At 35.4% G+C, this 25,179-nt stretch carries 25 protein-coding genes; 13 read left to right on the forward strand and 12 right to left on the reverse strand.

All coding sequences use genetic code 11. The features are described 5' to 3' along the window. Positions 1 to 51 precede the first annotated feature (51 nt). The 3 genes from CXF59_RS15235 (at position 52) to CXF59_RS15245 (ending at position 1,170) form a co-directional block, all read left to right on the forward strand. A complete protein-coding gene (locus CXF59_RS15235; RefSeq protein WP_232758674.1) occupies positions 52 to 300 on the forward strand; it encodes a transposase in 249 nt (82 codons plus the stop codon). Between the two features lie 8 nt (positions 301 to 308). Continuing rightward, complete coding sequence (locus tag CXF59_RS15240) at positions 309 to 833, forward strand: IS3 family transposase (RefSeq protein WP_304529136.1); 525 nt, start codon at positions 309 to 311, stop codon at positions 831 to 833. A gap of 166 nt (positions 834 to 999) precedes the next feature. Beyond that, on the forward strand, positions 1,000 to 1,170 hold the full coding sequence (locus CXF59_RS15245) for an IS3 family transposase (RefSeq protein ID WP_232758679.1): 171 nt from the start codon (positions 1,000 to 1,002) through the stop codon (positions 1,168 to 1,170). Positions 1,171 to 1,222: 52 nt separating this feature from the next. On the opposite strand, the gene CXF59_RS05130 is transcribed toward CXF59_RS15245, so the two are convergent. Next, the gene (locus tag CXF59_RS05130; protein ID WP_101136730.1) at positions 1,223 to 1,447 is read right to left on the reverse strand and encodes a hypothetical protein; all 225 of its coding nucleotides are present in this window, start codon (positions 1,445 to 1,447) and stop codon (positions 1,223 to 1,225) included. A gap of 273 nt (positions 1,448 to 1,720) precedes the next feature. On the opposite strand from CXF59_RS05130, the gene tgt reads away from it, so the two are divergent. The 8 genes from tgt to CXF59_RS05170 all read left to right on the forward strand — a co-directional run bounded on the left by tgt (position 1,721) and on the right by CXF59_RS05170 (position 11,188). Beyond that, positions 1,721 to 2,851: a tRNA guanosine(34) transglycosylase Tgt gene (tgt, locus tag CXF59_RS05135; protein ID WP_101136732.1), complete on the forward strand. Its 1,131-nt coding sequence runs from the start codon at positions 1,721 to 1,723 to the stop codon at positions 2,849 to 2,851. A 204-nt stretch (positions 2,852 to 3,055) separates the two neighbouring features. Next, the gene (locus CXF59_RS05140) at positions 3,056 to 4,144 is read left to right on the forward strand and encodes an LptF/LptG family permease (RefSeq protein WP_101136734.1); all 1,089 of its coding nucleotides are present in this window, start codon (positions 3,056 to 3,058) and stop codon (positions 4,142 to 4,144) included. After that, a complete protein-coding gene (locus CXF59_RS05145; protein ID WP_101136736.1) occupies positions 4,131 to 5,054 on the forward strand; it encodes a DMT family transporter in 924 nt (307 codons plus the stop codon). Before CXF59_RS05140 ends, CXF59_RS05145 begins: the two co-directional genes overlap by 14 nt. A gap of 461 nt (positions 5,055 to 5,515) precedes the next feature. Continuing rightward, positions 5,516 to 5,893: a hypothetical protein gene (locus tag CXF59_RS05150; RefSeq protein ID WP_232758681.1), complete on the forward strand. Its 378-nt coding sequence runs from the start codon at positions 5,516 to 5,518 to the stop codon at positions 5,891 to 5,893. A 277-nt stretch (positions 5,894 to 6,170) separates the two neighbouring features. Then, positions 6,171 to 7,124, forward strand: a complete 954-nt coding sequence (locus CXF59_RS05155) for an acetyl-CoA carboxylase carboxyltransferase subunit alpha (RefSeq protein ID WP_101136738.1) — start codon at positions 6,171 to 6,173, stop codon at positions 7,122 to 7,124. 143 nt (positions 7,125 to 7,267) lie between these two features. Continuing rightward, positions 7,268 to 8,812: a replicative DNA helicase gene (gene dnaB / locus CXF59_RS05160; RefSeq protein ID WP_101136739.1), complete on the forward strand. Its 1,545-nt coding sequence runs from the start codon at positions 7,268 to 7,270 to the stop codon at positions 8,810 to 8,812. 168 nt (positions 8,813 to 8,980) lie between these two features. Next, positions 8,981 to 10,243 (forward strand): asparagine synthetase B, encoded by a 1,263-nt coding sequence (locus CXF59_RS05165; protein WP_101136741.1) that lies wholly within the window; start codon positions 8,981 to 8,983, stop codon positions 10,241 to 10,243. A gap of 33 nt (positions 10,244 to 10,276) precedes the next feature. Continuing rightward, positions 10,277 to 11,188: a glutaminase gene (locus tag CXF59_RS05170; protein WP_101136743.1), complete on the forward strand. Its 912-nt coding sequence runs from the start codon at positions 10,277 to 10,279 to the stop codon at positions 11,186 to 11,188. 49 nt (positions 11,189 to 11,237) lie between these two features. Here CXF59_RS05170 and cphA read toward each other — a convergent pair whose 3' ends face one another. Beyond that, complete coding sequence (cphA, locus tag CXF59_RS05175) at positions 11,238 to 13,862, reverse strand: cyanophycin synthetase (protein ID WP_101136745.1); 2,625 nt, start codon at positions 13,860 to 13,862, stop codon at positions 11,238 to 11,240. A gap of 212 nt (positions 13,863 to 14,074) precedes the next feature. Here cphA and CXF59_RS05180 point away from each other — a divergent pair, with 212 nt between their 5' ends. Continuing rightward, a complete protein-coding gene (locus CXF59_RS05180; protein WP_101136747.1) occupies positions 14,075 to 14,938 on the forward strand; it encodes a cyanophycinase in 864 nt (287 codons plus the stop codon). Positions 14,939 to 15,051: 113 nt separating this feature from the next. Next, positions 15,052 to 15,894, forward strand: coding sequence for an isoaspartyl peptidase/L-asparaginase (locus CXF59_RS05185; RefSeq protein WP_101136749.1), 843 nt, complete (start codon positions 15,052 to 15,054; stop codon positions 15,892 to 15,894). On the opposite strand, the gene CXF59_RS05190 is transcribed toward CXF59_RS05185, so the two are convergent. From CXF59_RS05190 to thrS, 10 genes are all read right to left on the reverse strand, one after another. After that, positions 15,895 to 16,698, reverse strand: coding sequence for an endonuclease/exonuclease/phosphatase family protein (locus CXF59_RS05190; RefSeq protein WP_101136751.1), 804 nt, complete (start codon positions 16,696 to 16,698; stop codon positions 15,895 to 15,897). A gap of 167 nt (positions 16,699 to 16,865) precedes the next feature. Continuing rightward, positions 16,866 to 17,315 (reverse strand): hypothetical protein, encoded by a 450-nt coding sequence (locus CXF59_RS05195; protein WP_157824522.1) that lies wholly within the window; start codon positions 17,313 to 17,315, stop codon positions 16,866 to 16,868. Positions 17,316 to 17,568: 253 nt separating this feature from the next. After that, positions 17,569 to 18,039 (reverse strand): hypothetical protein, encoded by a 471-nt coding sequence (locus CXF59_RS05200; protein WP_101136755.1) that lies wholly within the window; start codon positions 18,037 to 18,039, stop codon positions 17,569 to 17,571. 109 nt (positions 18,040 to 18,148) lie between these two features. Then, positions 18,149 to 18,454: a hypothetical protein gene (locus tag CXF59_RS05205; RefSeq protein ID WP_101136757.1), complete on the reverse strand. Its 306-nt coding sequence runs from the start codon at positions 18,452 to 18,454 to the stop codon at positions 18,149 to 18,151. A 250-nt stretch (positions 18,455 to 18,704) separates the two neighbouring features. Beyond that, positions 18,705 to 19,373: a response regulator transcription factor gene (locus CXF59_RS05210; RefSeq protein WP_101136759.1), complete on the reverse strand. Its 669-nt coding sequence runs from the start codon at positions 19,371 to 19,373 to the stop codon at positions 18,705 to 18,707. A 5-nt stretch (positions 19,374 to 19,378) separates the two neighbouring features. Beyond that, positions 19,379 to 21,061, reverse strand: a complete 1,683-nt coding sequence (locus CXF59_RS05215) for an ATP-binding protein (protein WP_101136761.1) — start codon at positions 21,059 to 21,061, stop codon at positions 19,379 to 19,381. 237 nt (positions 21,062 to 21,298) lie between these two features. Continuing rightward, the gene (rplT, locus tag CXF59_RS05220; protein WP_016990536.1) at positions 21,299 to 21,643 is read right to left on the reverse strand and encodes a 50S ribosomal protein L20; all 345 of its coding nucleotides are present in this window, start codon (positions 21,641 to 21,643) and stop codon (positions 21,299 to 21,301) included. 149 nt (positions 21,644 to 21,792) lie between these two features. Continuing rightward, on the reverse strand, positions 21,793 to 21,990 hold the full coding sequence (rpmI, locus tag CXF59_RS05225; RefSeq protein ID WP_007136182.1) for a 50S ribosomal protein L35: 198 nt from the start codon (positions 21,988 to 21,990) through the stop codon (positions 21,793 to 21,795). A gap of 121 nt (positions 21,991 to 22,111) precedes the next feature. Then, entirely contained in the window at positions 22,112 to 22,669 is a 558-nt protein-coding gene (gene infC, locus CXF59_RS05230) for a translation initiation factor IF-3 (protein ID WP_369828532.1), read from the reverse strand. A 16-nt stretch (positions 22,670 to 22,685) separates the two neighbouring features. After that, positions 22,686 to 24,632 carry a threonine--tRNA ligase gene (gene thrS / locus CXF59_RS05235; RefSeq protein WP_101136762.1) on the reverse strand — a complete coding sequence of 649 codons (1,947 nt, stop codon included), beginning with the start codon at positions 24,630 to 24,632 and terminating at the stop codon, positions 22,686 to 22,688. Positions 24,633 to 25,179: the final 547 nt, after the last annotated feature.

A 25,179-nucleotide genomic window follows, 5' to 3' on the forward strand; every position in this document is an offset into this window, starting at 1 on the left:
ATGCTAACTTAGCCATCACAGAAAGTTAAGAAATGATCTTAATTTTAATCTATGAAACAAGTCCGCACAATTTATGACAAATCTTTTAAAGAAAAAGCCGTGCAATTGAGTTATGAGAGAACAAATATATCAGAACTCGCCAGAGAGATGGGAGTCGCAGCACCACAGTTGTATAAATGGTGTAAAGAGTTAGAGGAGTTTGGAGAAGGAAGTTTTCCTGTGAAAGGAAATTTAAAACCAACTCCCGGGCAAGAAAAAATCCATGAATTAGAGAAAAAACTCAAAGATGCCGAGTTATAGCGAGATATATTAAAAAAAGCAATCGACATTTTTTCCAAGAGCGGTCGATGATTTATAGTTTTATTAAAAACAATGAACAACTATTCCCGATTGAAAAAATGTGCAAAGTTCTATTGGTTAGCAGTGGAAGTTATTACCGTTGGAAAAAACAAAAAATAACGGCTAGGTTGCAACGAAAAATCGCCATAAAAAAACAAATAACATTGATTTATTTCGAATCCAAACAAAGGTATGGAAGTCCTAGAATAACATTTGAACTTCAGAGCCTAGGTTATGAAATTTGTAGAATTACAGTTGCAAAATATATGAAAGAACTTGGCTTACGAAGCAAATTAAGCAAGAAGTTCAAAGTTACAACCAACTCAAATCATAATTACTTAGTTGTCGAAAATGTGTTAAACAGAGAGTTTGTTGTAAAAATGCCTTCAAAATTTTGGGTTTCGGATATTACATATCTTCAAACTAAAGAGGGATTTGTATACCTGACCACTATTATGGATGTATACGACAGAAAAATTATCGGTTGGAGTTGAGTGACAAAATGAGTATCGAATAAACTACACTTGGAGCTTGGAAAATGGCGGTTAAAAACCGAGATATTGGTGAAGGTTTGATTTTTCATTCTGACAGAGGGGTCCAATATGCCAGTAAAAAGTTTGTAAATGTTCTTGATTCCTATAAAAAAAAGTAAGCCGCAGTATGAGTCGTAAAAGAAATTGCTGGGATAATGCTGTGGCGGAAAGCTTCTTCAAATCTTTGAAAACGGAATTGATTTATGGGAATAAACGGATTTCTAAAGAACAAATGAAACTGGAAATCTTTGAATACATTGAAATTTGGTACAACAGAAAAAAAGACATTCTGCTTTGAATTATGCGACTATTAAAGAATTTAACAATCAAATTAATTACAAAAATGTAGCTTAACTTATACTGCAGGTTTTATTTACATATTCATACCACTCAAGATAAGATTGGTTAGAGTTGTCGTTAGTATCTTCATTTTCATCAACAACACCAAACTTTTTTAACTCTTCTTTAATCCTGCTATTAATTTCATTATGATTAAAGTGAGGGTTTTTTTTGAATCCATTCAACTCTTCAATAAAATACCAATTGAAATGGTCATGAATCACCTTAATCTTCATAGATTTTTTGGTTTTCTTTCTGTTGACAATAGATTGAATTGCTAATGTCCCTGATTCATCAGTAACATACTTTTTAGTGAATATGATTTTTAAACTCTTTAGTAGTATATTTGCATTTGTTTATTGAAAAAAGCATTGTCTAATATACTACTATTTCTTAAAAGTGTGAAGCAAGTGTGAAACAATAAGGGTTAAAAATGAAGAAAAAGTAGAAATATATAAAACGTAAAACCTTGAATTAGAAGGTATTTAAAAAATAACAAAGTATATAGAATGAAGTTTGATTTATTGAAAAAAGACCCGCAGTCCAAAGCTAGAGCGGGAAGCATTACCACTGATCACGGTGTTATTGAAACACCTATTTTTATGCCTGTGGGTACTGTAGCCTCAGTAAAAGGGGTGCACCAAAGGGAATTGAAAGAAGATATAAATCCAGATATTATTCTGGGAAACACCTATCATTTATATTTACGCCCACAAATGGAGATCCTTGAGAAAGCGGGTGGTTTGCATAAATTCATGAATTGGGATCGTAATATTTTGACTGATTCTGGTGGGTACCAAGTATATTCACTATCAGCAAACCGAAAAATCAAGGAAGAAGGGGTGAAGTTCAAATCGCATATTGACGGTTCGTTCCACTTTTTTACACCGGAGAATGTGATGGAAATTCAGCGTACCATAGGTGCCGATATTATCATGGCATTTGATGAATGTACTCCGTATCCTTGTGATTACCGTTACGCGCAGCGCTCGATGAAAATGACACACCGTTGGTTAGACCGATGTGTGAATCATTTGGAAACAGTGCCTGTAAAATACGGGTACGACCAAGCCTTTTTCCCTATTGTACAGGGAAGCTGTTATAAAGATCTGCGTCAGCAATCAGCGGAATATATTGCCAACAGTAACCAAGTAGGAAACGCCATTGGAGGACTTTCAGTAGGGGAGCCTGCAGAAGAAATGTACGCAATGACTGAAATAGTTTGTGAAATTTTGCCGGAAGATAAGCCGCGTTACCTTATGGGTGTGGGAACTCCGATAAATATTTTGGAAAACATAGCCTTGGGCGTTGACATGTTTGACTGTGTGATGCCTACACGTAATGCCAGAAACGGAATGTTGTTTACGGCTAACGGAACGATTAACATCAAAAACAAAAAATGGGCGGATGATTTTTCTCCTATTGACGAAATGGCAATCACTTATGTGGATACGGAGTATACGAAAGCGTATTTGCGCCACTTGTTTGCGGCTAATGAATACCTGGGAAAACAAATTGCCACCATCCATAATCTTGGGTTTTATATGTGGTTGGTTCGTGAGGCCAGAAAACATATCTTAGCAGGCGATTTTAGAACTTGGAAGGAAATGATGGTACGTAACATGAACCAGAGACTATAATACTGTTTCATTGGTCAGACAAATAAACAGTTAAACGATAAATTGATTTAATCTTTTTAGATTTAATTATTCGAAGGACTGCTTCCATAATTTGCCACAGATTAACAGATTGAAAAATGACTTTTAGAATCTGTTAATCTTCGGTTATTATTTTACTACTATCTAGTGGGCGCTGCCCGGGGTAGCATATTTAAATTAGTCTTTATGCTTTCAATAATTGATAAATATATTCTGAAAAGATACCTGGCCACTTTTGCGGCCATGTTGGGTATGTTTATCCCTATCGGGATTGTTATTGACGTCTCAGAGAAGGTGAATAAGATGATTGAAAACAAAGTTCCCTTGTGGAATATTGCTATATACTATTATCATTTTACGATTTATTTTGCCAATTCTTTATTCCCGATATTTCTATTTTTATCGATTATTTGGTTCACCTCAAAACTGGCTAATAATACAGAAATCATCGCCATTTTAAGTTCAGGAATTTCTTTTACACGTTTTTTGAGACCCTATATTATCGGGGCTTCGCTTATATCGGTTTTTGTATTGATTATGGGGTTTTATGTGGTCCCAGCATCTAGTGAAGGCTTTAATAATTTCAGGTATACGTATCTAAAAGGAAATGGTCCCGAGGCCATGAGAGAAGGTAATACAGACGTATACCGACAGATAAACGATAATGAATTTCTGTATGTGAACAGTTTCAATAGTGTTTCTAAAGTGGCTTTTAATTTCGCATTAGAAAAATTTGATAAAGAGAAACTAGTTTCTAAAATCACTGCGAGTAGAATAAAATGGAACCCGCAGGATAGCACCTATACGATGTATGATTATTCTAAAAGAACGGTAGGGGAATTAGGGGATAAGATTGAAAAATTGCCAGAAAAAAAGGCTAAATTCAGTTTTGATCTCGAAGATTTGACTCCGGTAATTTATATCGCAGAAACCTTGAGTTTAGATAAATTGTATGAGTTTATAGACAAAGAAAAAAAACGAGGCTCTTCCAATATCAATATTTATATGGTGGTCTTGTATAAAAAGTACAGCGTGCCTGTTTCAGCATTTATATTAACAATAATCGCCGTGTCAGTATCCTACAAGAAAAGGAGGGGAGGTATGGGAATGAATTTGACTATTGGTATTGCTATTGCTTTTGGCTACGTGTTTTTTGATAAAATATTTGGTGTATTAGCCGAAAAGTCTACATTTCCGCCGCTGCTGGCGGTATGGATTCCAAATATTATTTTTGGAATATTAGCAATTTTTTTACTTCGCAATGCAAAACGATAAATTAAAAAGTTATATCAACCTACATCTAATTGTCTTTATTTGGGGTTTTACGGCCGTTTTAGGGGCTTTAATTACAATTACTGCTGATGCTATTGTTTGGTACCGCATGCTCTTGGCAGCGGTTTTCCTGTTCGTCTTTATTCTTTTTAAGAAAAAAACGTTTAGAATTCCCTTAAAGTCCTTTTTCACATTAATTTTTGTAGGATTCCTGATCGCGATGCATTGGGTTACTTTTTTTCATGCTATCCATGTTTCTAATGTTTCTATCACTCTTTCTGTTTTTTCCTTGGGTGCTTTTTTTGCCTCCATATTAGAGCCACTTTTTTACGGCCGAAAAGTATTGTGGTACGAAGTTTTCTTTGGACTCATAATAATAGCTGGATTAGGGATGATTATGCAGGTGGAGGTGAATTATCTGAACGGAATGTTGTATGCTTTGGTTTCGATTATATTAGGGGTGTTGTTTACCCTTATGAATGGCAAATTAATTCAAAACCATGACGCTACCGTTATCTCCTTTTATGAGTTCATTGCAGGTGTTTTTTTTATATCTATTTATTTTTTATACCAAAATAAATTTACCGCAGACTTCTTTGCGCTAAGTATTAATAACTGGATTCTGATGTTGATTTTAGCTTCTATTTGCACGGCTTATGCTTTTACGGCTTCTGTAAAAGTAATGAAAAAATTGACTCCCTATACGGTGATGCTGACTACCAACTTAGAACCAGTTTACGGAATTGTTTTAGCCTATTTTATTATTGGCGGAAAAGAAAAAATGAGCTTCTCCTTTTATGTAGGAGCCGTAATTATCATCATTACTGTAATCTTAAATGGCATTATCAAACACAAGGCTGGCAAAAAAGTACTGGCAGTTGTGGACGACACTAGACCTCGAGATATAGGGTAAGTGCCATTGATTCAACCTGGACTTCCTATCCGTTTATCACACGCAAGTACAGCTCCAATTTTGACGGGGAAAAACACTTGGCTTTTAGGGCCAATAGGACAGCTGATGGTAAAAAAATTTGGTATGAAACAGAAATCCAGCTTTGGATGTGATTGAATTAAACTTCAAGTCTGTTATTCAAGATTACGTGAATTAGATGATTGACAAAAAGCGTTAGGCGAAGTAGTTAAAATTCACTAAATTTACAATTCCGAATTTACAGTTCACGAATGAAAAAGAATAAGAAAATAATTGGATTTTCGATGTTTGCGCTACTCTTAGTGTTCTTAGGTAAATACGTTTATGACATGAATATCAATCATAATTTTGAGACTATCACGGAATGAAAAGTCTATAAATAGGGAGTTGTTCCTCCAGATGAAATCGAAAGTTATGTTAAGAAATACCACATCAAATCTATTGTGGACTTGCGTATACATGGGACTAATGACTTGGCCTTAAACCCTGAAAAAATTGGAGCAATTCAGGCAGAAAAGAACGCTGTCGCAAAAATTAAGGGGGTTAATTACTTTAGTAACCCATCAGAACAGATTCCAAACGAAAAATATATAGAAACCTTTACAAAAATAATGAGCAATACCGATAATTATCCGGTGCTTAGCCATTGTTATCACGGTATGGGAAGGGCTGAAATGTACTCCGCTTTGTATCGTATCGAATATGAGAATTTCACTAATGAGTACGCACGTCAAGGAGTTAGAGCACTATTGGAATTTAGTTCTTTTGATGATGGAGCTCCTAAAGGAGAATACCTTAAGGCGTACAAATCAAGAAAATAATCAGGTATTAAAAACAAATGATCTAAAGGCATATGTTATTTTAAATTTGGATTTAAACAATCTTAACCAATGCCAGTCCGATAGAAATATAAAAATAGATTTTTTTTGATTTTCTTTCACTATTAAGTCGCACGGGGCTAAAGGTGCTACAAAGGATTTAATGATTAATTTACGTTTTGATAAAGCCTTTTATGACTTAAACAAAAAATAAACGATTGCGAACGATAAAAAATTTATATTTGCAATTCGAAATAAAAAATAAAAACGCACAAATCCTATGGAATATTTAGATTTTGAGCTTCCAATAAAAGACCTAGAAGATCAGTTAGAAAAATGTATTGTTATTGGTCGAGAATCAGATGTTGATGTTACAAATACCTGTAAGCAAATCAACAAGAAGCTAATAGATACCAAAAAGACTATTTATAAAAATTTGACAGCATGGCAACGTGTTCAATTGTCGAGACATCCAAGCAGGCCGTATACATTAGATCATGTAAGAGCGCTTTGTGGAGATACTTTTTTAGAACTTCACGGAGATAGAGGCTTTAAAGACGATAAAGCGATGATTGGTGGTTTAGGAAAAATTGGTGGTCAGTCTTTTATGATTGTTGGTCAACAAAAAGGATACAACACGAAGACCCGTCAATACAGAAACTTTGGGATGGCAAATCCAGAAGGATATCGAAAAGCGTTGCGTTTGATGAAAATGGCAGAGAAGTTTGGTATTCCTGTTCTGACACTTATAGATACTCCAGGAGCTTATCCAGGACTTGAAGCGGAAGAACGTGGACAAGGTGAGGCTATCGCTAGAAATATATTTGAAATGGTACGGCTTAAAGTGCCTATTATCACCGTAATTGTAGGTGAAGGAGCTTCAGGTGGTGCATTAGGAATAGGAGTGGGAGATCGCGTTTATATGCTGGAAAACACTTGGTATTCTGTAATTTCTCCAGAATCTTGCTCTTCTATTTTATGGAAAAGCTGGGAATATAAGGAAATAGCTGCCGAAGCTTTAAAATTGACTTCTTCAGACATGAAAAGACAAAAATTAGTGGATGACATTATACCGGAACCTTTAGGAGGAGCGCATTACGATAGAGAGACTACTTTTGTAACAGTCGAACAATATATCATGAAAGCATTTAATGAACTTAAAGACTTATCAACAAAAGATTTAATCGATCAGAGAATGGATAAGTACAGTAAGATGGGTGAATATAAAGAATAAAATCTTTTGTGTTTAAAAAAATCCGTCTCGTTTACAAACGAGACGGATTTTTTTTGGGTTATAAACAAAAATAACTTACTTATGAACAATTATTTGTAATAAGTCAACAGCGATTTTTTTTAATTTTTTGTTACTTTCGCTTTATGGAAAACTTCAGGAATATAAACCCAGTTAAGGTGGATAAAACAACAATTATAAACCTGGAAAAAGGTAAGCTTCCACCACAGGTTTTAGAATTGGAAGAGGCCGTTCTTGGTGCTATGATGATTGATAAAAAAGGGGTCGATGATGTAATTGATATTTTATCGCCTGATGCTTTCTATAAAGATGCGCACAAACATATTTTTGAAGCGATAGTGCAGTTGTTTACTGAAACACAGCCTATAGATTTACTTACCGTATCAGCACAGTTAAAGAAAAACGCAAAATTAGATTTAGCCGGTGGTGATTTTTATTTAATTCAGCTTACGCAAAAAATATCTTCATCAGCGCATATTGAGTTTCACTCGCGAATTATTCTGCAAAAATTCATACAACGAAGTTTGATTCGAATTTCTTCAGAAATAATTGAAGAGTCCTATGATGAAACTACCGATGTTTTTGATTTATTGGACAGAGCTGAATCTAAACTTTATGAAGTTACCCAAGGGAATATAAAACGAAGTTCTGAAACAGCCCAAAGTTTAGTATTACAGGCCAAAAAGAGAATTGAAGAAATCGCAGGACAGGAAGGACTAAGTGGGGTGGCCACAGGTTTTGAAAAGTTAGATAAAATAACTTCGGGTTGGCAGCCTAGTGATTTAATCATTATCGCGGCAAGACCTGCGATGGGTAAGACCGCATTTGTATTGTCAATGGCAAGGAATATGGCTATTGATTATGGAATGCCAGTGGCTTTATTTTCATTAGAGATGGCATCTGTACAGTTAATTACACGTTTGATTTCCTCTGAAACTGGTTTGTCTTCAGAGAAATTGCGTACCGGTAAATTAGAAAAGCATGAATGGGAACAACTGAGCACTAAGGTTAAAAATTTAGAGAAAGCTCCTTTGTATATTGATGATACTCCGTCACTCTCTATTTTTGATTTGAGAGCTAAGGCAAGGCGTTTGGTTTCACAACATGGAATCCGAATCATTATTGTAGATTATTTGCAGTTAATGACCGCTGGAGGAAATGGTAAAGGAGGAGGAAACCGTGAGCAGGAAATCTCGACAATTTCCCGAAACTTAAAAGCCCTTGCAAAGGAACTGAATGTTCCGGTAATAGCGCTTTCTCAGTTATCGCGTGCGGTTGAAACTCGTGGATCCAGTAAAAGACCTTTGCTGTCTGACCTTCGTGAATCGGGTGCGATTGAGCAAGATGCAGATATCGTGTCCTTTTTGTACCGTCCGGAATATTATAAAATTGACGAATGGGATGATGATGAAGCTTCAAATACCGCAGGTCAGGCAGAGATAATGATTGCGAAACACCGTAATGGTAGTATTGAAAACGTTCGTTTGAAGTTCATTGGACATTTAGGTAAGTTTGATAATTTAGAAGATCATAGTGGTAATTATGATGATTTACCCTCTTCTATGAATCAAGACGATAATCCTTTTCAAACTAAAAACTTACCTTCGCCACATGAAGCATTCGGGAGTAATCTCAATGACGACGACGAAGACAGTGACATGCCTTTTTAGAAAGTACCAAAAGCCTATTTTTATAGGCTTTTTTTATGCTCTGTATTATGTACTTTATTTGAAATAATTTCTTAAAAACAGACCTATTGAAGTTGAATTGATTTAAAAAGTTAGATTTGAGTAATTTAAATCTTTTCCTTTTCTATCTTTGATTTAAAACCTCATATAATGATTGCTAAAAGAGTACTGTATATTTTAGTTTTTCTGGTATCGATTGTAGCAAAAGCTTCTTTTATTTTGTTGCCAATGGATGAAAATACGCAACAGAATCACCTGAAAGCTTACGGGATTACTTTTTGGTGTTTAGAAAAAAACTACAAAGCCAGCTGGTTACTCAACTACCGCGGCGGGTCTTTCCTGTTACCAGACGCTCCAGAAATACGCAAAGAATGTCAGATTAGAGGGGTTAGTTTTGAAGTACTTTCTGACAGTGAAGAAACCAGAATTTTAGATGAAATTTCGAGCCCATCTCAAAACATGGAAACGATGATTCTTGAAAAAGCACCAAGAATTGCAGTTTATACCCCTAAGGGGAAACAACTTTGGGATGATGCAGTTACATTGGTTTTAACTTATGCTGAAATCCCATTTACTCCAATATATGATGAGGAAGTCCTAAGTGACCAATTAGTACTTTATGACTGGTTGCACTTACACCATGAAGACTTTACGGGACAATATGGGAAGTTTTTTGGGGCATATAGAAATGTTCCCTGGTATATTGAGGATAAGAATGAAGCTGAGAAACTAGTATCCAAGTTAGGCTTTACAAAAGTTTCAGAGGAAAAAGGAGCTGTCGCCAAAAAAATCAGGGATTTTGTCGTTGGAGGAGGATTTATGTTCGCTATGTGTTCCGCTACAGACAGTTTTGATATTGCTTTGGCAGCTGATGGTGTTGATATTTGTGAACCGATGTTTGATGGTGATCAAAGTGATGCCAATTATCAGTCCAGTATGAATTATGTCAACTCTTTCGCTTTCAAAGACTTTATTTTGGAACGAAAACCAGATAAATATGAATTTTCCGATATTGATATGACCGAGAAACGGCGAATTCCAATGGATAAAGATTATTTTACGCTGATGCAGTTTTCCGCAAAATGGGATCCTATACCAAGTATGCTATGTCAAAATCATACCCAACTTGTCAAAGGGTTTATGGGGCAGACTACCTCCTTTGATTCCGCACTAATTAAATCAAACGTTTTAATTATGGGTAGCTGTGAATTGAATGGGGAAGCACGATACATTCATGGCGAAAAAGGAAAAGGAATGTTTACCTTTTACGGTGGACATGATCCCGAAGATTTCCAGCATCAAGTGGGGGAAGCACCAACAGTTTTAGATTTACACCCTAACTCTCCCGGATACCGATTAATTTTAAATAACGTTTTGTTTCCTGCTGCGAGAAAGAAAAAACAGAAGACCTAAGCCTTGGCCGGCTTCTAAAATAATTATTACATTATGGATTACGCATCAATTTTAAAGGAAATACAAGAAGAGTCAAATACATGTCCAACTAGAGGAAATGTGACGAAAACCATACCCGAATTAGCTAAAGTTAACCCAAATAAATTTGGAATTCATTTGACTACAATCGACGGGGACGATTTTGGCATTGGAGACAGTGATGAGAAATTTTCTATCCAAAGTATTTCAAAAGCGCTGACCGTTGCATTAGCCTTTTCTTTTTTAGATAAAAAAATATGGGAAAGGGTGGGTGTTGAACCTTCCGGAACTGCTTTTAATTCTTTGATTCAATTAGAATATGAAAAGGGTATCCCAAGAAATCCATTTATAAATTCGGGAGCAATTGTAATTGCCGATATGTTAGTTTCTTGTTTGAAAAACCCAAAGGAAGATTTTCTAGCTTTTATAAGACTCATATCCGGAAGCCCAACAATTGATTATAATTTTGCCGTAGCACAATCTGAAAAAGACACGCGCTTTAGAAATGCAGCTTTGGCTAATTTTTTAAAGTCTTTTGGAAATATTGAAAATGATGTAGACACTGTTTTGGATTTTTATTTTCATCAATGTTCCATAGAAATGACCTGTAGTGAATTAGCCCATTCATTTTTCTTTTTTGCCAATGAAGGAAAAACGAAAGATGGAAAGCAAATTTTGACAAAGAGTCAAGTTAAAAGATTAAATGCTTTGATGCAAACCTGTGGTTTTTACGATGAGTCGGGTGAGTTTACCTATAAAGTAGGATTGCCGGGCAAAAGTGGAATTGGCGGTGGTATTGTGGCTTTATTCCCTAAAATTTTTGTGGTAGCAACATGGTCTCCTAAATTAAATAAGAAAGGCAATTCAGAATTGGGCATGCATGCATTGGAATTATTGACGACAAAAACCGGAATGTCGGTTTTTTAGCAAATAAAAAAGCTACTGTTTCCAGTAGCTTTTTCTTTATAGATAAAAATTAAACGGTACCATTTTCGTTCTCCTTATCGAGGTACTCCTGTACAATTTCTATGGCATTAATGACCACATCGCTTAAGCAGGTGATAAAACTTCCCTCCTCTGCAAATTTTATGGCATGTTTTATTGCTTCCGTTTCTTTTGGGATAATCTCATAAGTCACGTCTTGACCTGAAGAAGTAATCCCCTCTAGTATTAGGTTGATTATTTCCTCTTCGGTTCTTCCTCTTAAATATTTTTCTTGTCGAATGATGATATGATCAAACATTCTCGCGGCAATAGTAGCACATTCACGAATGTCCTCATCCCGGCGATCACCAATACCAGCAATAACTCCAATTTTTTTTGTGGCGTCTACACTTTGTAAGTATTCCTCAATACCCTTGTAGCCAGATGCATTGTGTGCAAAATCAATTAACACTTTGAATTTTTTGAATTCAAAAATATTCATTCGTCCTGGAGTTTGAGCAGCACTAGGAATGAAAGTCTGTAATGACAAACTAATATCTTCGGTTTTGAATCCCCATACATAACTGGCTAAGGTTGCTGCCAAAACATTTGCAATCATGAATTTGGCTTTCCCTCCAAGTGTTAAAGGGACATGAGTAGCACGTTCGATTCTGATTTTCCATTCTCCTTTTTTGATTGTGATAAACCCGTTCTCATAAACGGCAACGGTTTTTCCTTCAGCGCTTAATTTTTTTATGAATGGACTTTCCTCGTCTAAACTGAAGTAAGCCACATTACAGTTTAACTCACTACCTAATCTGATACAATGCGCGTCATCTCCATTCAAGATTGCCCAACCATCTTTTTTGACGGTTTTTATAACAGTTGCTTTTACTTTTGCTAAATCTTCTAGAGAGTGGATGTCACTGATTCCTAGATGATCTTCTTGAATATTAGTTATAATACCGATATCACAAATACTGAAACCAAGTCCAGAGCGCAATATGCCTCCCCTTGCAGTTTCCAAAACAGCAAATTCAACAGTAGGGTCCCTCAATACATACTGTGCACTTTGAGGACCTGTAGTATCTCCTTTTTCCATCATGTGATTTTGAATATAAATCCCATCAGAAGTAGTGAAACCTACTTTATAACCATTGTTTTTTACAATATGTGCCAGCAGTCGTGTAGTGGTTGTTTTACCGTTAGTACCAGTTACTGCGATAATTGGAATACGACACGATTTCCCTGGAGGATAAAGCATATCGATAACAGGAGCTGCGACATTTCTTGGCAAACCTTCGGAAGGAGCGAGGTGCATTCTAAAACCAGGCGCTGCATTTACTTCAAGAATAACACCACCATTGTCTTTTAAGGGCTGCGTTAAATTCTCTGCCATAATATCCACTCCACAAATATCTAATCCAATTACTCTCGAAATTCTTTCAGCTAAAAATATGTTCTCGGGATGCAGCATATCTGTTACATCAACAGAGGTGCCTCCTGTACTTAGATTAGCTGTAGATTTTAAATACACAACATCTCCCATTTCTGGAATAGTTTCCAGAGTATAGTTTAGTTTTTTAAGTAAGTCTTCAGTATCCCTGTTAACATCGATCTGGGTTAGCACATTTTCATGACCATAGCCTCTTTTCGGGTCTAGGTTTTCAGTGGCAATTAATTCTTGGATTGAGTTTTCGCCATTTCCTATAACGTGGGCAGGGACCCGTTTTGCTGCGGCGACTAATTTATTGTCAATTACCAAGATTCTAAAATCAAAACCGGTAATGAATTTTTCAACGATAACGCGTTTACTGTATTCTTTGGCGAAAGCCAAACCAGAAACAGCATCTTCCCAATTAGTGACATTAATAGAAGCCCCTTTACCGTGGTTTCCGTCAAGTGGTTTTAGGACAATAGGATAGCCAATTTTATTTATGGTTTCGGCTAAATCTTCTTCATCGACACAAATGCTCCCTTTGGCGACGGGAATCGAAGCCATATCAAGCATTTTTTTTGTTAGCTCTTTATTGCAGGCCATATCAACGGCTATACTGCTGGTCTTACAGGTAATTGTAGCCTGAAAACGCATCTGATTTATCCCATGGCCCAGTTGAACTAATGAATTGGTTCCCAGTCTTATCCAAGGGATGTTTCTCGAAACTGCCTCTTCCACAATACTTCCTGTACTTGGTCCTAAGCGAACACGTTCCCTGATTTCTCGCATTTTTTGTAAATCGCTTTCCAAATCATATTCGGTTCCCGCAATTAAAGATTCGGCAATTGCAACGGCTGATTCTGCGGCAAAAAGACCAACATTTTCTTCTGTATAACTGAAAACAACATTATAAGTCCCGAGGGTTTTGGTCTCACGGGTTCTTCCGAATCCCGTGTCCATACCCGCCAATGTTTGTATTTCAAGTGCGATATGTTCAATTACATGCCCCATCCAAGTACCGCGTTCCACTCTGGAAAAAAATCCGCCTCGACAACCTTCTGAGCAACGATGTTCAATCATCGTAGGTAACATTGCTTCTATTCTTTCTTTAAATCCTTCTATTTTATTGGTTGGAAACTGTTCCATTTCCTCCAAATCCAATCGCATTTGGATTAATTTTTTTCTTTGGATACTCCAAATATTTGGTCCACGAAGAGCTTGTACTTTGATTATTTTCATAAAAACGAAAGGGTTATTTTAGGTGAGATAAATTTCTATTAGCAAATTCTATTCTATATTTTTCTGTTGAAGAATATATTGCAAACAATATAAAGGTTTTTACAGCTGAAACAAAATTTATGTATTATAATTAACAGTATTACCAACTTTATTATTTTAAAATAAACAAGGTAGTTCAAGAGTCCTTTTTTTATTTTGTTTATTTTAGCCGAATGAATATAACAGGAAAATTAATAATAATAGGGGGAGCAGTAGACAAAGGAAGTTTTACTGAAGCCGATATAGATAAAAATAGCGCCAGTAATCTACAGTTTTTTGAAACTGGAATTCTTAAAAGAATAATTAGCGAATCCAAACATAAAGAAAATTCGCGTATTGAAGTGATTACTACAGCATCAAATATTCCGAAGGAAATAGGTCCTGAATATGTAAAAGCTTTTGCTTATTTAGATGCAACGAACATTGACGTTCTTTATATCGATAAACGCGAAGAAGCTGCAGATGAAGCCATTTTGACACGCTTAAAAGCAGCGGATGTAGTAATATTTACAGGAGGAGATCAGTTGCGTTTGACTTCAATTCTAGGCGGAACTCCATTTCACGATATCTTATTGGACAAATACCATAATGAAGAATTTGTGTATGCTGGAACATCTGCCGGGGCAGCAGCAGCTTCTAACAATATGATCTATCAGGGTAGCAGTTCAGAGGCACTATTAAAAGGTGAAGTGAAAATCACAAGTGGACTTGGTTTGATTGACGGAGTCGTTATTGACACCCATTTTGTAAGGAGAGGAAGAATAGGTCGATTGTTTCAGACAGTCGTAAGTAACCCAAGAGTTCTGGGAATTGGATTAGGAGAAGATACGGGTTTGTTAATTACTAATAATAATCACATGGAAGCTATCGGTTCCGGATTGGTTATCTTAGTTGATGGACGTGATATAAAAGACACTAATCTGACTCAGGTAAAATTGGGGCAGCCTATTTCAATAAATAATCTGGTGGTTCACGTGATGAGTATGAATGATACTTATAATATAGAAACACATAAAATGCAAATTCATACTTCATAATATTATTAATGTAGGTTGAGGGCCGATGAAAGCAAACAATATGTAAACCTTTTGTTCATAAAACAGCTACTTTCACCTGCACTGTGAAATTTGCAATCTGAAATCAAAAAACAATGAAACTAATTATACACGGTGGTTTTTTCTCTGAATCTTCCACCAGTCATGAGACAAAAATAGCCAAACAATCGGCTTTAGAGCTGATAGTTAAAAAGTCGTATGACTATTTAAAAACACATTCAGCGTTAGAAACAGTTGTTTTTGCAGTGTCAATGCTGGAAGACAATGATTTGTTTAATGCAGGCATTGGGTCCCAAATACAAAGTGACGGAAAAATTAGGATGAGTGCTGCGATAATGGACGGGGAAACCCAAAAAATGAGCGGCGTTATTAATATTGAAGAAGTAAAAAACCCAATTCAAGTGGCGCAGATATTAATGCAATACGACGATCGTGTCTTAGGGGGAAGTGGTGCGACAAACTTCGCAAGGAAAAATGGTTTTGAATCATTTTCGACCGAAATTCCACAACGTCGTGCAGAACATGAAGAAAAAGTAAAATCATTTGGTACCGGAACAGTAGGTTGTGTGGCTTTTGATCAAAACGGAAAAATAGCGGCAGCCACATCCACAGGCGGTAAAGGATTTGAAGTTCCTGGTAGAATATCTGATTCAGCAACTGTTGCCGGGAATTATGCCAATACCTTTTGCGGCGTGAGTTTAACAGGAGTAGGTGAGGACATCATGAGTAATGCTACCGCTACTAAAATTGTAACTCGTGTTACAGATGGTTTTACGTTAGAAGAAGCTTTTGCCAAAACGTTCAAAGAACTAAAACCATATGATGGCTTTGCCGGTGCAATTGCCATTGACAGTAAAGGGACTATATACCACCAGGACTCTCATCCCTCTATGGTTTTTGCGAGTTTCGACGGCGATAAATTTGAAGTTTTCAAATAATCAATTCAATGAAAATTCAAACCAGATAGGGATATGATCTGATATTTTTCTTGCTTCGTTCAGTGAATTGAAGTCTTTGTAAAAAGGAATGACCCCTGTATTTATACTTTTAATTTTGGAGGTTTTATAATACATGTTATCATATTCAGACGCAAGGTATTTATTCTTTTTAATTTTTTGTTTTAAAGATGTTTTTTGGCCAACCAAAATAGATTGATATCCCATTTTTCTCAAAGGAATAAAAACGGTATGCGATTGCGGACAATTGAAATCACCTGCAAATATTAAATTTAAAGCAGGATATTCGTCAGGGAAGAACTTGAAATATTTTATTTCGGTTTCCGGCTTCATTTTTTTAGTTATCGCATGAAAATTTACCACAGTAAACTGTTTGCCCTTATATTGAAATGTACCCAAATAAGGTTCTCTTTCAATTTTTAAATGATACTTTTTTTCTAGCCATGCCTTGCCAATTTGTTTAAGTTCGCTGGTTTTCCATATAAAAGCATAACGCTCCGTCTTATAGGCACTGCTGCTCGTTGGCTCACTAATTACATAATCCCATGTGATTCCAGTACGGTTCAGTTCGTCTGCTAGTTTTGCGACAGCTTGAACACCGCCATAACCTGCCACTACTTCCTGGACGGCAATGATGTCATAACCCCTTAGGGAATTTGCAATATAGTGTACGGTCTGGTCAGATTTGGATTGACCAAAGTTTGCAATATTCCACGAGATAAGTTTGGTTTGTGGGTAAAATGCAGAGCAAAAAAGTAGTAGAAATACTAAAAGAATACGTTTCATTTATTAGGAAAAAACTAAGATTGAATAGGCTGCAACCTAATCAAATTTTTTGGAAGAATTGGGTATAGAATTTTTATTTATGACTGAAAGTAGAGGGATAAAAGTCAGCTGCGAGTAAAATAAAAGAGATGTAAATTCAAAGTTTTTTAAATAACTGTTAAAGTTATTTACTTAATTTTCAGCTTGTACTCATAACCATCTAAATCAGTGGCCAATAGTTTGTGTTTGTCAATATATTCCACTACAATTTCTATTGCCTTAGCATCGTTTATAATAAGGGTGCCAAGGCCAATATTATCTTCAATATTTATATTTCCATGAACATTGTTTCCGTTTTCATCTGTGCCTGTAACCTTATAGCCATATTGACTAAGTTCTGTAGTTTCGATTTTTTTAATGACTTCATAAGATGAATGATGGGTTACTCGTAGTGCTGCATCCGAATTTTCACAAGAACTCAAGGCTAGCAGTAAGCAAAAAAACGTGATATGGATGGAATATATTTTCCTGGTCATCTTGGTTGTTTTGCCAAAAGTACAAGGAGATATGCTGATTCCCTTACGGAAAACCTCATTAGGTGTGATTTTTTTTAAGATTTGGAATGAGAGCTGTATCATGCAAAGTGTTTCTAATGCTATCACTAGGAGTTTTATAGATTCAAGCAGATCCATATCACAAGAATTATCGTTTCATGTGAGGGGCTTGTAAACAACTCGGGGACTATGACTCCTATTCAATAAACCAGGTATTCAAGACTAATAAAATTTCGGAATGTTTGCTATAAATTGGCAAGCATTTTTCTGAAAGATTCAAGACTACTTTGAGTTGTTTAATTCTCGAAGTATTTGCCTCTTGTAAAAATTATAGTTATCAGAGTAAGTTCTGCCCTGTAGTGATGCGTCTTTTCAAATGAACAAATAGTGTTTTGGCTGCCACCTTATATTTTGCGGGAATTATTAATTCAATAAATTCATATTGTTGAACTATGATAAGTTTATATTGAAAGGTTCTAAAATAAGTTTCTATGATAACTAGTAGCAGGATAACAAACTGTATTGCGATAAGGAATGATAATTCCTGTACATTGTTGGTAATCTTTATGATTAATAGTGCTGCGAGACTATAACACAGAGTATTATAATGGTATTTTCTCCTTTTTATATATACTATCTTAGATAGCTTCTTCAATTGTACTTCTCTTATCTCTTTATTTTCAATAACATACATTTTATCCTTAAATACTTTGGTGTATGTGTTTGTTAGTGCAGGAGAATCTGATGTAGTTATGTTCTTGCTAAGAATTAAATTAGGTTTGTAATAGGGGTGCGATGTAAAAATCATTTATCGAAGCAGGTATTCGTTAGAGGGATATATGAAGCATTATCACTAATTTTTTCTTGCAGTAGTTTTTGTAAGGCTAATAACGAAATTCTATCTCGTACTTTCAGGATCATTCAGCGCTGGAGTTAACTATTTTGGATTTAATTTTAATTATCTTTTTAATTTGTTTTTCAGTAAGAAGATTTTTTTTAGTTGCAGCAGTAAGACGGTCATTTAGTGCTTCCCATTTTACTTTCATATAGGGATATATTGCCAATGAAACTTCATTCCCTTTTTTAGCTTTTTTATAATGCTTAATGTACTCCTTAACATAATTTTTATAATCGCTAAGTTGATTTCCCCATTTGTTATCAACGAAGTTTTCGTTTCGTTCTGCAGTATTATCCAATACTGCTTTTTTGTTGTTAATTTGCATGATTTGATTAATTAAAGGAACATTCCCTGGTTTTAAAATAAAAGCAAATTTAAAGGCAATAAAAGAGACTACCTTACGGGAAACCGTAAAGGACTAATTTATTTTCTTTTTATGGAGTTGGTATAATTGTAGGTTTGATGTCAAATCATTGAGATTAGCACATGTGCAGGTAATCTGTTCAAGTTACGATGATGTTGAAGTAAATTCATGCTGGTAAATTTATTCGGCAATATACTAAAGAGTTCGCTCTTTAAACTAATCCCAAATCTTTGGCGATCGCGATTAGATGTACATTGTTATTGGCTTTGAAGTAAATCTTTAGTTTGTTAATTCGCTTCTCTATACTGCTGCTGCCATTAGGTATTATACCAGTATTTTTGAATTTCACTGAAATTTCATTTAGGATGCATCCGTTGGATAATAACTTCAAAAGCGAAATATCGTAGGCTTCGATTTCATGAAGAGATTTGTCATTTAAAGTGTAAGTTAAGCCGGATGAAATACTTTTTTCGTCAGTTTTAAAAATGCTTTCCACCGCGTTCTTAAGCTCAGGGATACTATTTCTTCCTTTCGAAACGTAGGCATTAATACCTAAATTATTAAATAAGGATTTTATTCTGTATGACTTATCCTCTATAGAGAATACAATTGTTTTAATATCAGGTTGAATTTTTTTCACAGCTTCAATAAGTTCTTCACCGCAAGTCAGTTTGTTTTCACGATGATCCGTTTTAAAGGATAAATCGCTGATCAATAAATCGTAAGGCTCATTATCCTGGAGTGCTTTTTTTATTTTCAAAAAGGCATCGTCACAATATGTAGAATGTTGAATTACTTCAATAGAGAGTGTTTCTATAGCTTGCACAACGGCAATACTGATAATATCTAAATCTTCGGCAATTAATACTTTTTTGAACATAACGATTATATAGGGAATATGATACTTGATTTAAATCCTTTACCGGATTTCGTATTAAAGGTAATTGTTCCTTTTATAGCCAGGATACGGTTTTCCACATTTTGAAGTCCATTTTTTGAATTTAGTTTCTCAATAGCTGCTCCTATGCCGTTATCAGTATATTCTATATGTAAATTATTTTCATATATTTTGAAAGACATTACGACCAAACTAGATTTGCTGTGTTTTTTCATATTGATTAAGAGCTCCTGAAGGATGCGGTATACCGTAATTTTTTTTATATCGGCCATGGCAAGCCAGTTAACAGTGTCTACTTCATAAATTAAAATATTTACTGTATCAGTATTGAAGCCAGAGATCATTTCTTTTAGATTAGGAATGAAATCTGGCCCCATTGCTATAGTGCTATTCTCTTTAGAAATATTACGCGTTCTGGAATAGATGGTGTCTAAGTTGTCGAGTAATGTTTCCTTATTATGAGAGGAAGATAGGTCCTTTGTTTCCACAAATGCTATTGTATGGTAAACATCGTTTGCCAGTTCATCGTGAAGTTTTTTAGCTATACGGACTTCTGTATCGTAGGAGGTTTTAATTTTTCCTTGTTTACTTTTTTCAACGAGATAGTAATAAATAAATCCAGTAATAGTCAGTAGGACTCCAATAAGAAAGTAAAGGTTCAAAGTGGTGTTTTTTTGTAATTGTAACTCTAATGCGTTTTTAGCTTTTTGGGCTTTTAGTAGTAGAATTTCGTTGGATGTTTTTTTAGAATCGTATTTCATCTTTGCAAATTGATTCTTGGACTTTTGACGTACTTTGGCAATACTGTCATTAATGGTGACGTACTTAATAGCATATTTTTTTATTTGATTGGCAGTACTGTTTTTAATTAGTATTTCTAGAGAGTGTAAACGGTCGTCGACACTATTTATTAAAGTAGACTTTTTATAAGCTTGTTTAGCGAAGTATGTCGCCAAGATTGGATTACTTTTTGCATAGAAGAAGTAGTGATGAAAATAACTTGCAGTTAAACCCCAATCATCTTTGTTTTTCTCTCGTATTTTTAGAGATTGACTTAAATGTTTGATGGCTTTTGGATTTGCTGTTTTAAAATAACAGTACCCTAAATTATCAATTATTCTAGAAAATGTTTCAGGATCTTTTAAAACCTCTTTTTTCAAAGTTAGTGGTAGTAGGATATTTATAGCTTTTTGATATTCGTTCTTCTCCATATAGTAGACAGCCATATTGTTTTTAGCAGCGTTTATTCGGGGTTGGTCTGTCTTTAAGTTTAATGCTTTGTTATAGTAGTAATGGGCATTTTCATAATCAAAAGTATTCAAATAGTTATTACCTAATATTGTATAAATGTTCCATTTAGAGTTTTGATTCGTTGTGGTTTCCAAAACAGGCATGGCCTCCATTGCAGTAGTCTCGCTACCGCTGAAATCGCCTTGATTTTGTTGAATAGTCGCTAAATTCGAGATGGAGTAGATAAACTGTAGAGGATCTTTTTGTGGATTACAAGCTAATTTCGCCTTATCGAAATAATAATAGGAGCTATCATATTGACCATTTTTAAAATAGTTATCACCCAAGGCTATCAGCCGTTTGATTGCAACAAGGTCACTTTTCTTTTCCGGAATTAGTGGCAGTTCTTTTTTACAGCTTTGTATAAAAATTACAAGCAAAAGATAAAATAAAAAATGTAGCTTCTTCGGTACCATAAATCGAATTTACAGTATTTATTTAGTATTGGGAATTATTTGAAAGAGTATTTATATAAATTATTGATGCTTGTAAGAACCGTCGTAATCGGGAGAGTTTAAAAATAAAAAACCCCATTACGCCAAGGCGAATGAGGTTTTTGAATCTGAAACAAGCTCAGATTTAATAAGTAAGTAATTTAAATTGAGTTTATAAAACGTTTATTTTACTTTATTAAGTACAGCTTTGAAAGCTTCAGGGTGGTTCATCGCTAAATCGGCAAGAACTTTTCTGTTCAATTCGATTCCGTTAGCTTTTACTTTTCCCATGAATTGTGAATAAGACATTCCTTCTAATCTAGCTCCAGCGTTAATACGTTGAATCCATAAAGCACGGAAATTTCTTTTGTTCACTTTTCTATCACGGTAAGCGTAGCACATTGCTTTCTCTACCGCATTTTTAGCTACTGTCCAAACGTTTTTACGTCTACCAAAGTATCCTTTGGCTAGCTTCATTATTTTTTTTCTTCTTGCTCTTTTTGCAACTGAATTTACCGATCTTGGCATAATTTTATTGTTTTTTTTGTAGCAGGCGTCCCGAATTAAATCAAGAGAACTTAAAGGCCATACTCCAAGGTTATTTTAAATTGTTGTAACCTAAAGATTATTTATTCCTTTTTCTTTTCCCTCTCCTTCGGGGAGGGTTAGGGTGGGGATTATATAATTCTTAATTGTTGTTTGATGCTTTTCATATCTGATTTGTGAACTAACGCTGAATGTGTCAAAGCTAATTTACGTTTTTTAGATTTTTTAGTCAAGATGTGACTTTTAAAAGCATGCTTTCTTTTAATCTTTCCAGAACCAGTAACTTTAAATCGTTTCTTGGCGCTAGATTTGGTTTTCATTTTAGGCATTTTTTCCTAGTGTTTTAATTTATTCTTACTTACTTATCTTTAGCCTGAAGTTATTTCAGCCTCTTATTTTATATCAATGCCTCAATTTTGAATAACTGAAGTTTGAGACTGCAAATTGATATTACTTTTTCTTTTTCGGAGCAATGAACATAATCATTCTCTTTCCTTCAAGAACCGGCATCGCTTCCACTTTACCAAATTCTTCCAAGTCCGTAGCTAATCTTAATAATAAGATTTGACCTTGGTCTTTATAGATTATAGAACGTCCTTTAAAGAAAACAAACGCTTTCAACTTAGCGCCCTCTTTCAAGAATTTCTCAGCATTCTTTCTCTTAAACTCGTAATCATGCTCATCTGTTTGAGGGCCAAAACGAATTTCTTTAACTACTACTTGCGTAGATTTCGATTTTAGGATTTTATCACGTTTCTTTTGTTCGTAAACAAATTTCTTGTAATCCATGATCTTACAAACCGGTGGTTCTGCATTAGGCGAAATCTCAACTAGATCTAATTCAAATTGATCAGCTAATTTTAGGGCTTCAGTAAATTTAAAAACTCCTGGCTCTATATTTTCACCTACAAGACGTACTTCTTGTACACCACGAATAAGATTGTTTATTCTGTGGGCATCCTTCTTCTCTACGCGAGGTTGATAACCTCTGTTGCTTCTTATTGCTATGACTTTATAATTTAAGTTAAACTGTAAATACTTTTAATGTTTTTTTGATCTCTTCGTCTACTATTGCAGCAAACTCTTCGATCGTAACGCTGATGTTTCCCTTTCCTTCCTGTCCATGACGACGGATAGAAATAGTACCGTTTTTCTCTTCTTCCTCGCCTACAATCAGCATAAACGGGATCTTTTGCATTTCAGCGTCTCTAATTTTCTTGCCTATTGTCTCACTTCTATTGTCAACGAGGGCGCGAATTTCGTGATTTTCTAACAAATCTAAAACTTTTTTCGCATATATTTCATATTTTTCACTCAAAGACAATATAATAGCCTGTTCAGGCATCAACCAGAGTGGGAAATTTCCTGCCGTGTGCTCCAGCAAGATGGCTATAAACCTTTCCATCGAGCCAAAAGGCGCTCTGTGAATCATAACTGGTCTATGTAATTCGTTATCAGACCCTTTGTAAGTCAAATCAAAACGTTCAGGTAGGTTGTAATCCACCTGAATTGTTCCTAATTGCCATTGTCTTCCTAAGGCATCTTTTACCATAAAATCCAATTTCGGACCATAGAAAGCTGCTTCGCCATATTCGATAACAGTGCTTAATCCTTTGTCTGCAGCAGCATTGATAATGGCGCTCTCAGCTTTTTCCCAGTTTTCATCGCTTCCAATGTACTTTTCTCTGTTCTCTTTGTCTCTTAAAGAGATCTGAGCGGTAAAGTTTTCAAAACCTAAAGAGCCAAATACATAAAGGACCAGGTCAATTACTTTTTTAAACTCTTCATCCAATTGCTCTGGAGTGCAAAAAATATGGGCGTCATCCTGAGTAAACCCACGTACGCGAGTCAGTCCATGTAATTCACCACTTTGTTCGTATCTGTAAACAGTACCAAACTCAGCATATCGCTTTGGTAAATCTTTATAGGACCAAGGTCTTACATTATAAATTTCACAGTGATGAGGGCAGTTCATCGGTTTCAGTAAAAATTCTTCTCCTTCATGAGGAGTAGTGATTGGTTGAAAACTATCTGCTCCATATTTGGCATAGTGTCCAGAGGTTACATAAAGTTCTTTTTGACCAATGTGGGGGGTGATTACTTGCTCGTAACCTGCTTTTTTCTGTGCCTTCTTCAGAAATTGCTCTAATCTTTCTCTCAATGCAGCTCCTTTAGGTAGCCACAATGGCAAACCTTGACCTACTTTTTGTGAAAAAGCAAACAATTCAAGTTCCTTTCCTAGTTTTCTGTGATCGCGACGTTTTGCCTCTTCAAGTAGAAGTAAGTACTCAGTTAAATCTTTTTGTTTTGGGAATGAAGTCCCATACACACGTGTTAGTTGTTTATTTTTTTCGTTACCACGCCAATAAGCACCGGCGACACTCATTATTTTGACCGCTTTGATGATACCGGTATTTGGGATATGTCCTCCACGACATAAATCGGTAAAAGTATCGTGGTCGCAAAACGTAATCGTTCCGTCCTCAAGATTGGTGATCATCTCGGTTTTGTAAACGTTGTCTTTGTATAGTTCTAATGCTTCTGCTTTAGAAACAGGACGAAGTTTGAATTCATGCTTTCCTCTTGAAATCTCAAGAATGCGATCTTCAATTTTCTTAAAGTCAGTTTCTGTAATTTTTTGATCTTCAAAATCGATATCATAGTAGAAGCCATTAGAGATAGCTGGTCCAAGTGTTAATTTGACTCCAGGATACATTTGCTCAAGGACTTGCGCCATGACATGTGAAGTCGAATGCCAAAAAGCCTTTTTTCCGTCTTCATCATTCCATGTGTATAATATAAGACTGCCATCCGTCGTCAAAGGCGTGGTTGTTTCTACTGTTGTACCGTTAAAAGAAGCCGAAATTACATTTCTGGCAAACCCTTCACTAATGCTTTTAGCAACCTCCATCGGAGTTACGCCTGATGCGAACTCTTTAACTGACCCATCGGGCAAAGTAATCTTAATCATTGTTTGTTAATTTAAGAGTGCAAATATAGTCATTACAAAAACACAAACAATAGATAGCTAAGGTTTGTTCTATATATAGGAGTAAAAACAAAGCAGTTTAATATGTGGTGGTATAATAAGGTATACATAATTTATTTTTAGGAGCTAGTTCCCGTTATCCGCTACAATATCCATGTATGTCCCGATGCTTCGGTACATACATGGAGGGTTTTCACTGCTATCGGGGCTATGGGAGTAGTATTTCAGGAGGAATATTTCGAGATTACATATAATTTTAGTGAAAACAAAGCTTAGATACCGGAGACTATATAATAAAAGGAGGCAATCGGTGTATGAATCAAGAGTAGGTTTGTTATTGTATAGTAGTAAGAAATGGTAAAAAGCGCAAAATCACAGTAAAACTCCACAAACTATATACATAAAGTCACCCTCTTCTGCGTAGAGTCCTCACGCTTCGGGAGCGGAGAGAAAATAATTTCCACATTCAAAAAACTTATTTCCAGCGAGTTAAAGCTAAGTTTTGTTAGAGGTTAAAAAAAAGGCATTT

It is taken from the genome of Flavobacterium sp. ALD4 (assembly GCF_002836475.1).
In the GTDB taxonomy this organism is placed as follows: Bacteria; Bacteroidota; Bacteroidia; order Flavobacteriales; family Flavobacteriaceae; genus Flavobacterium.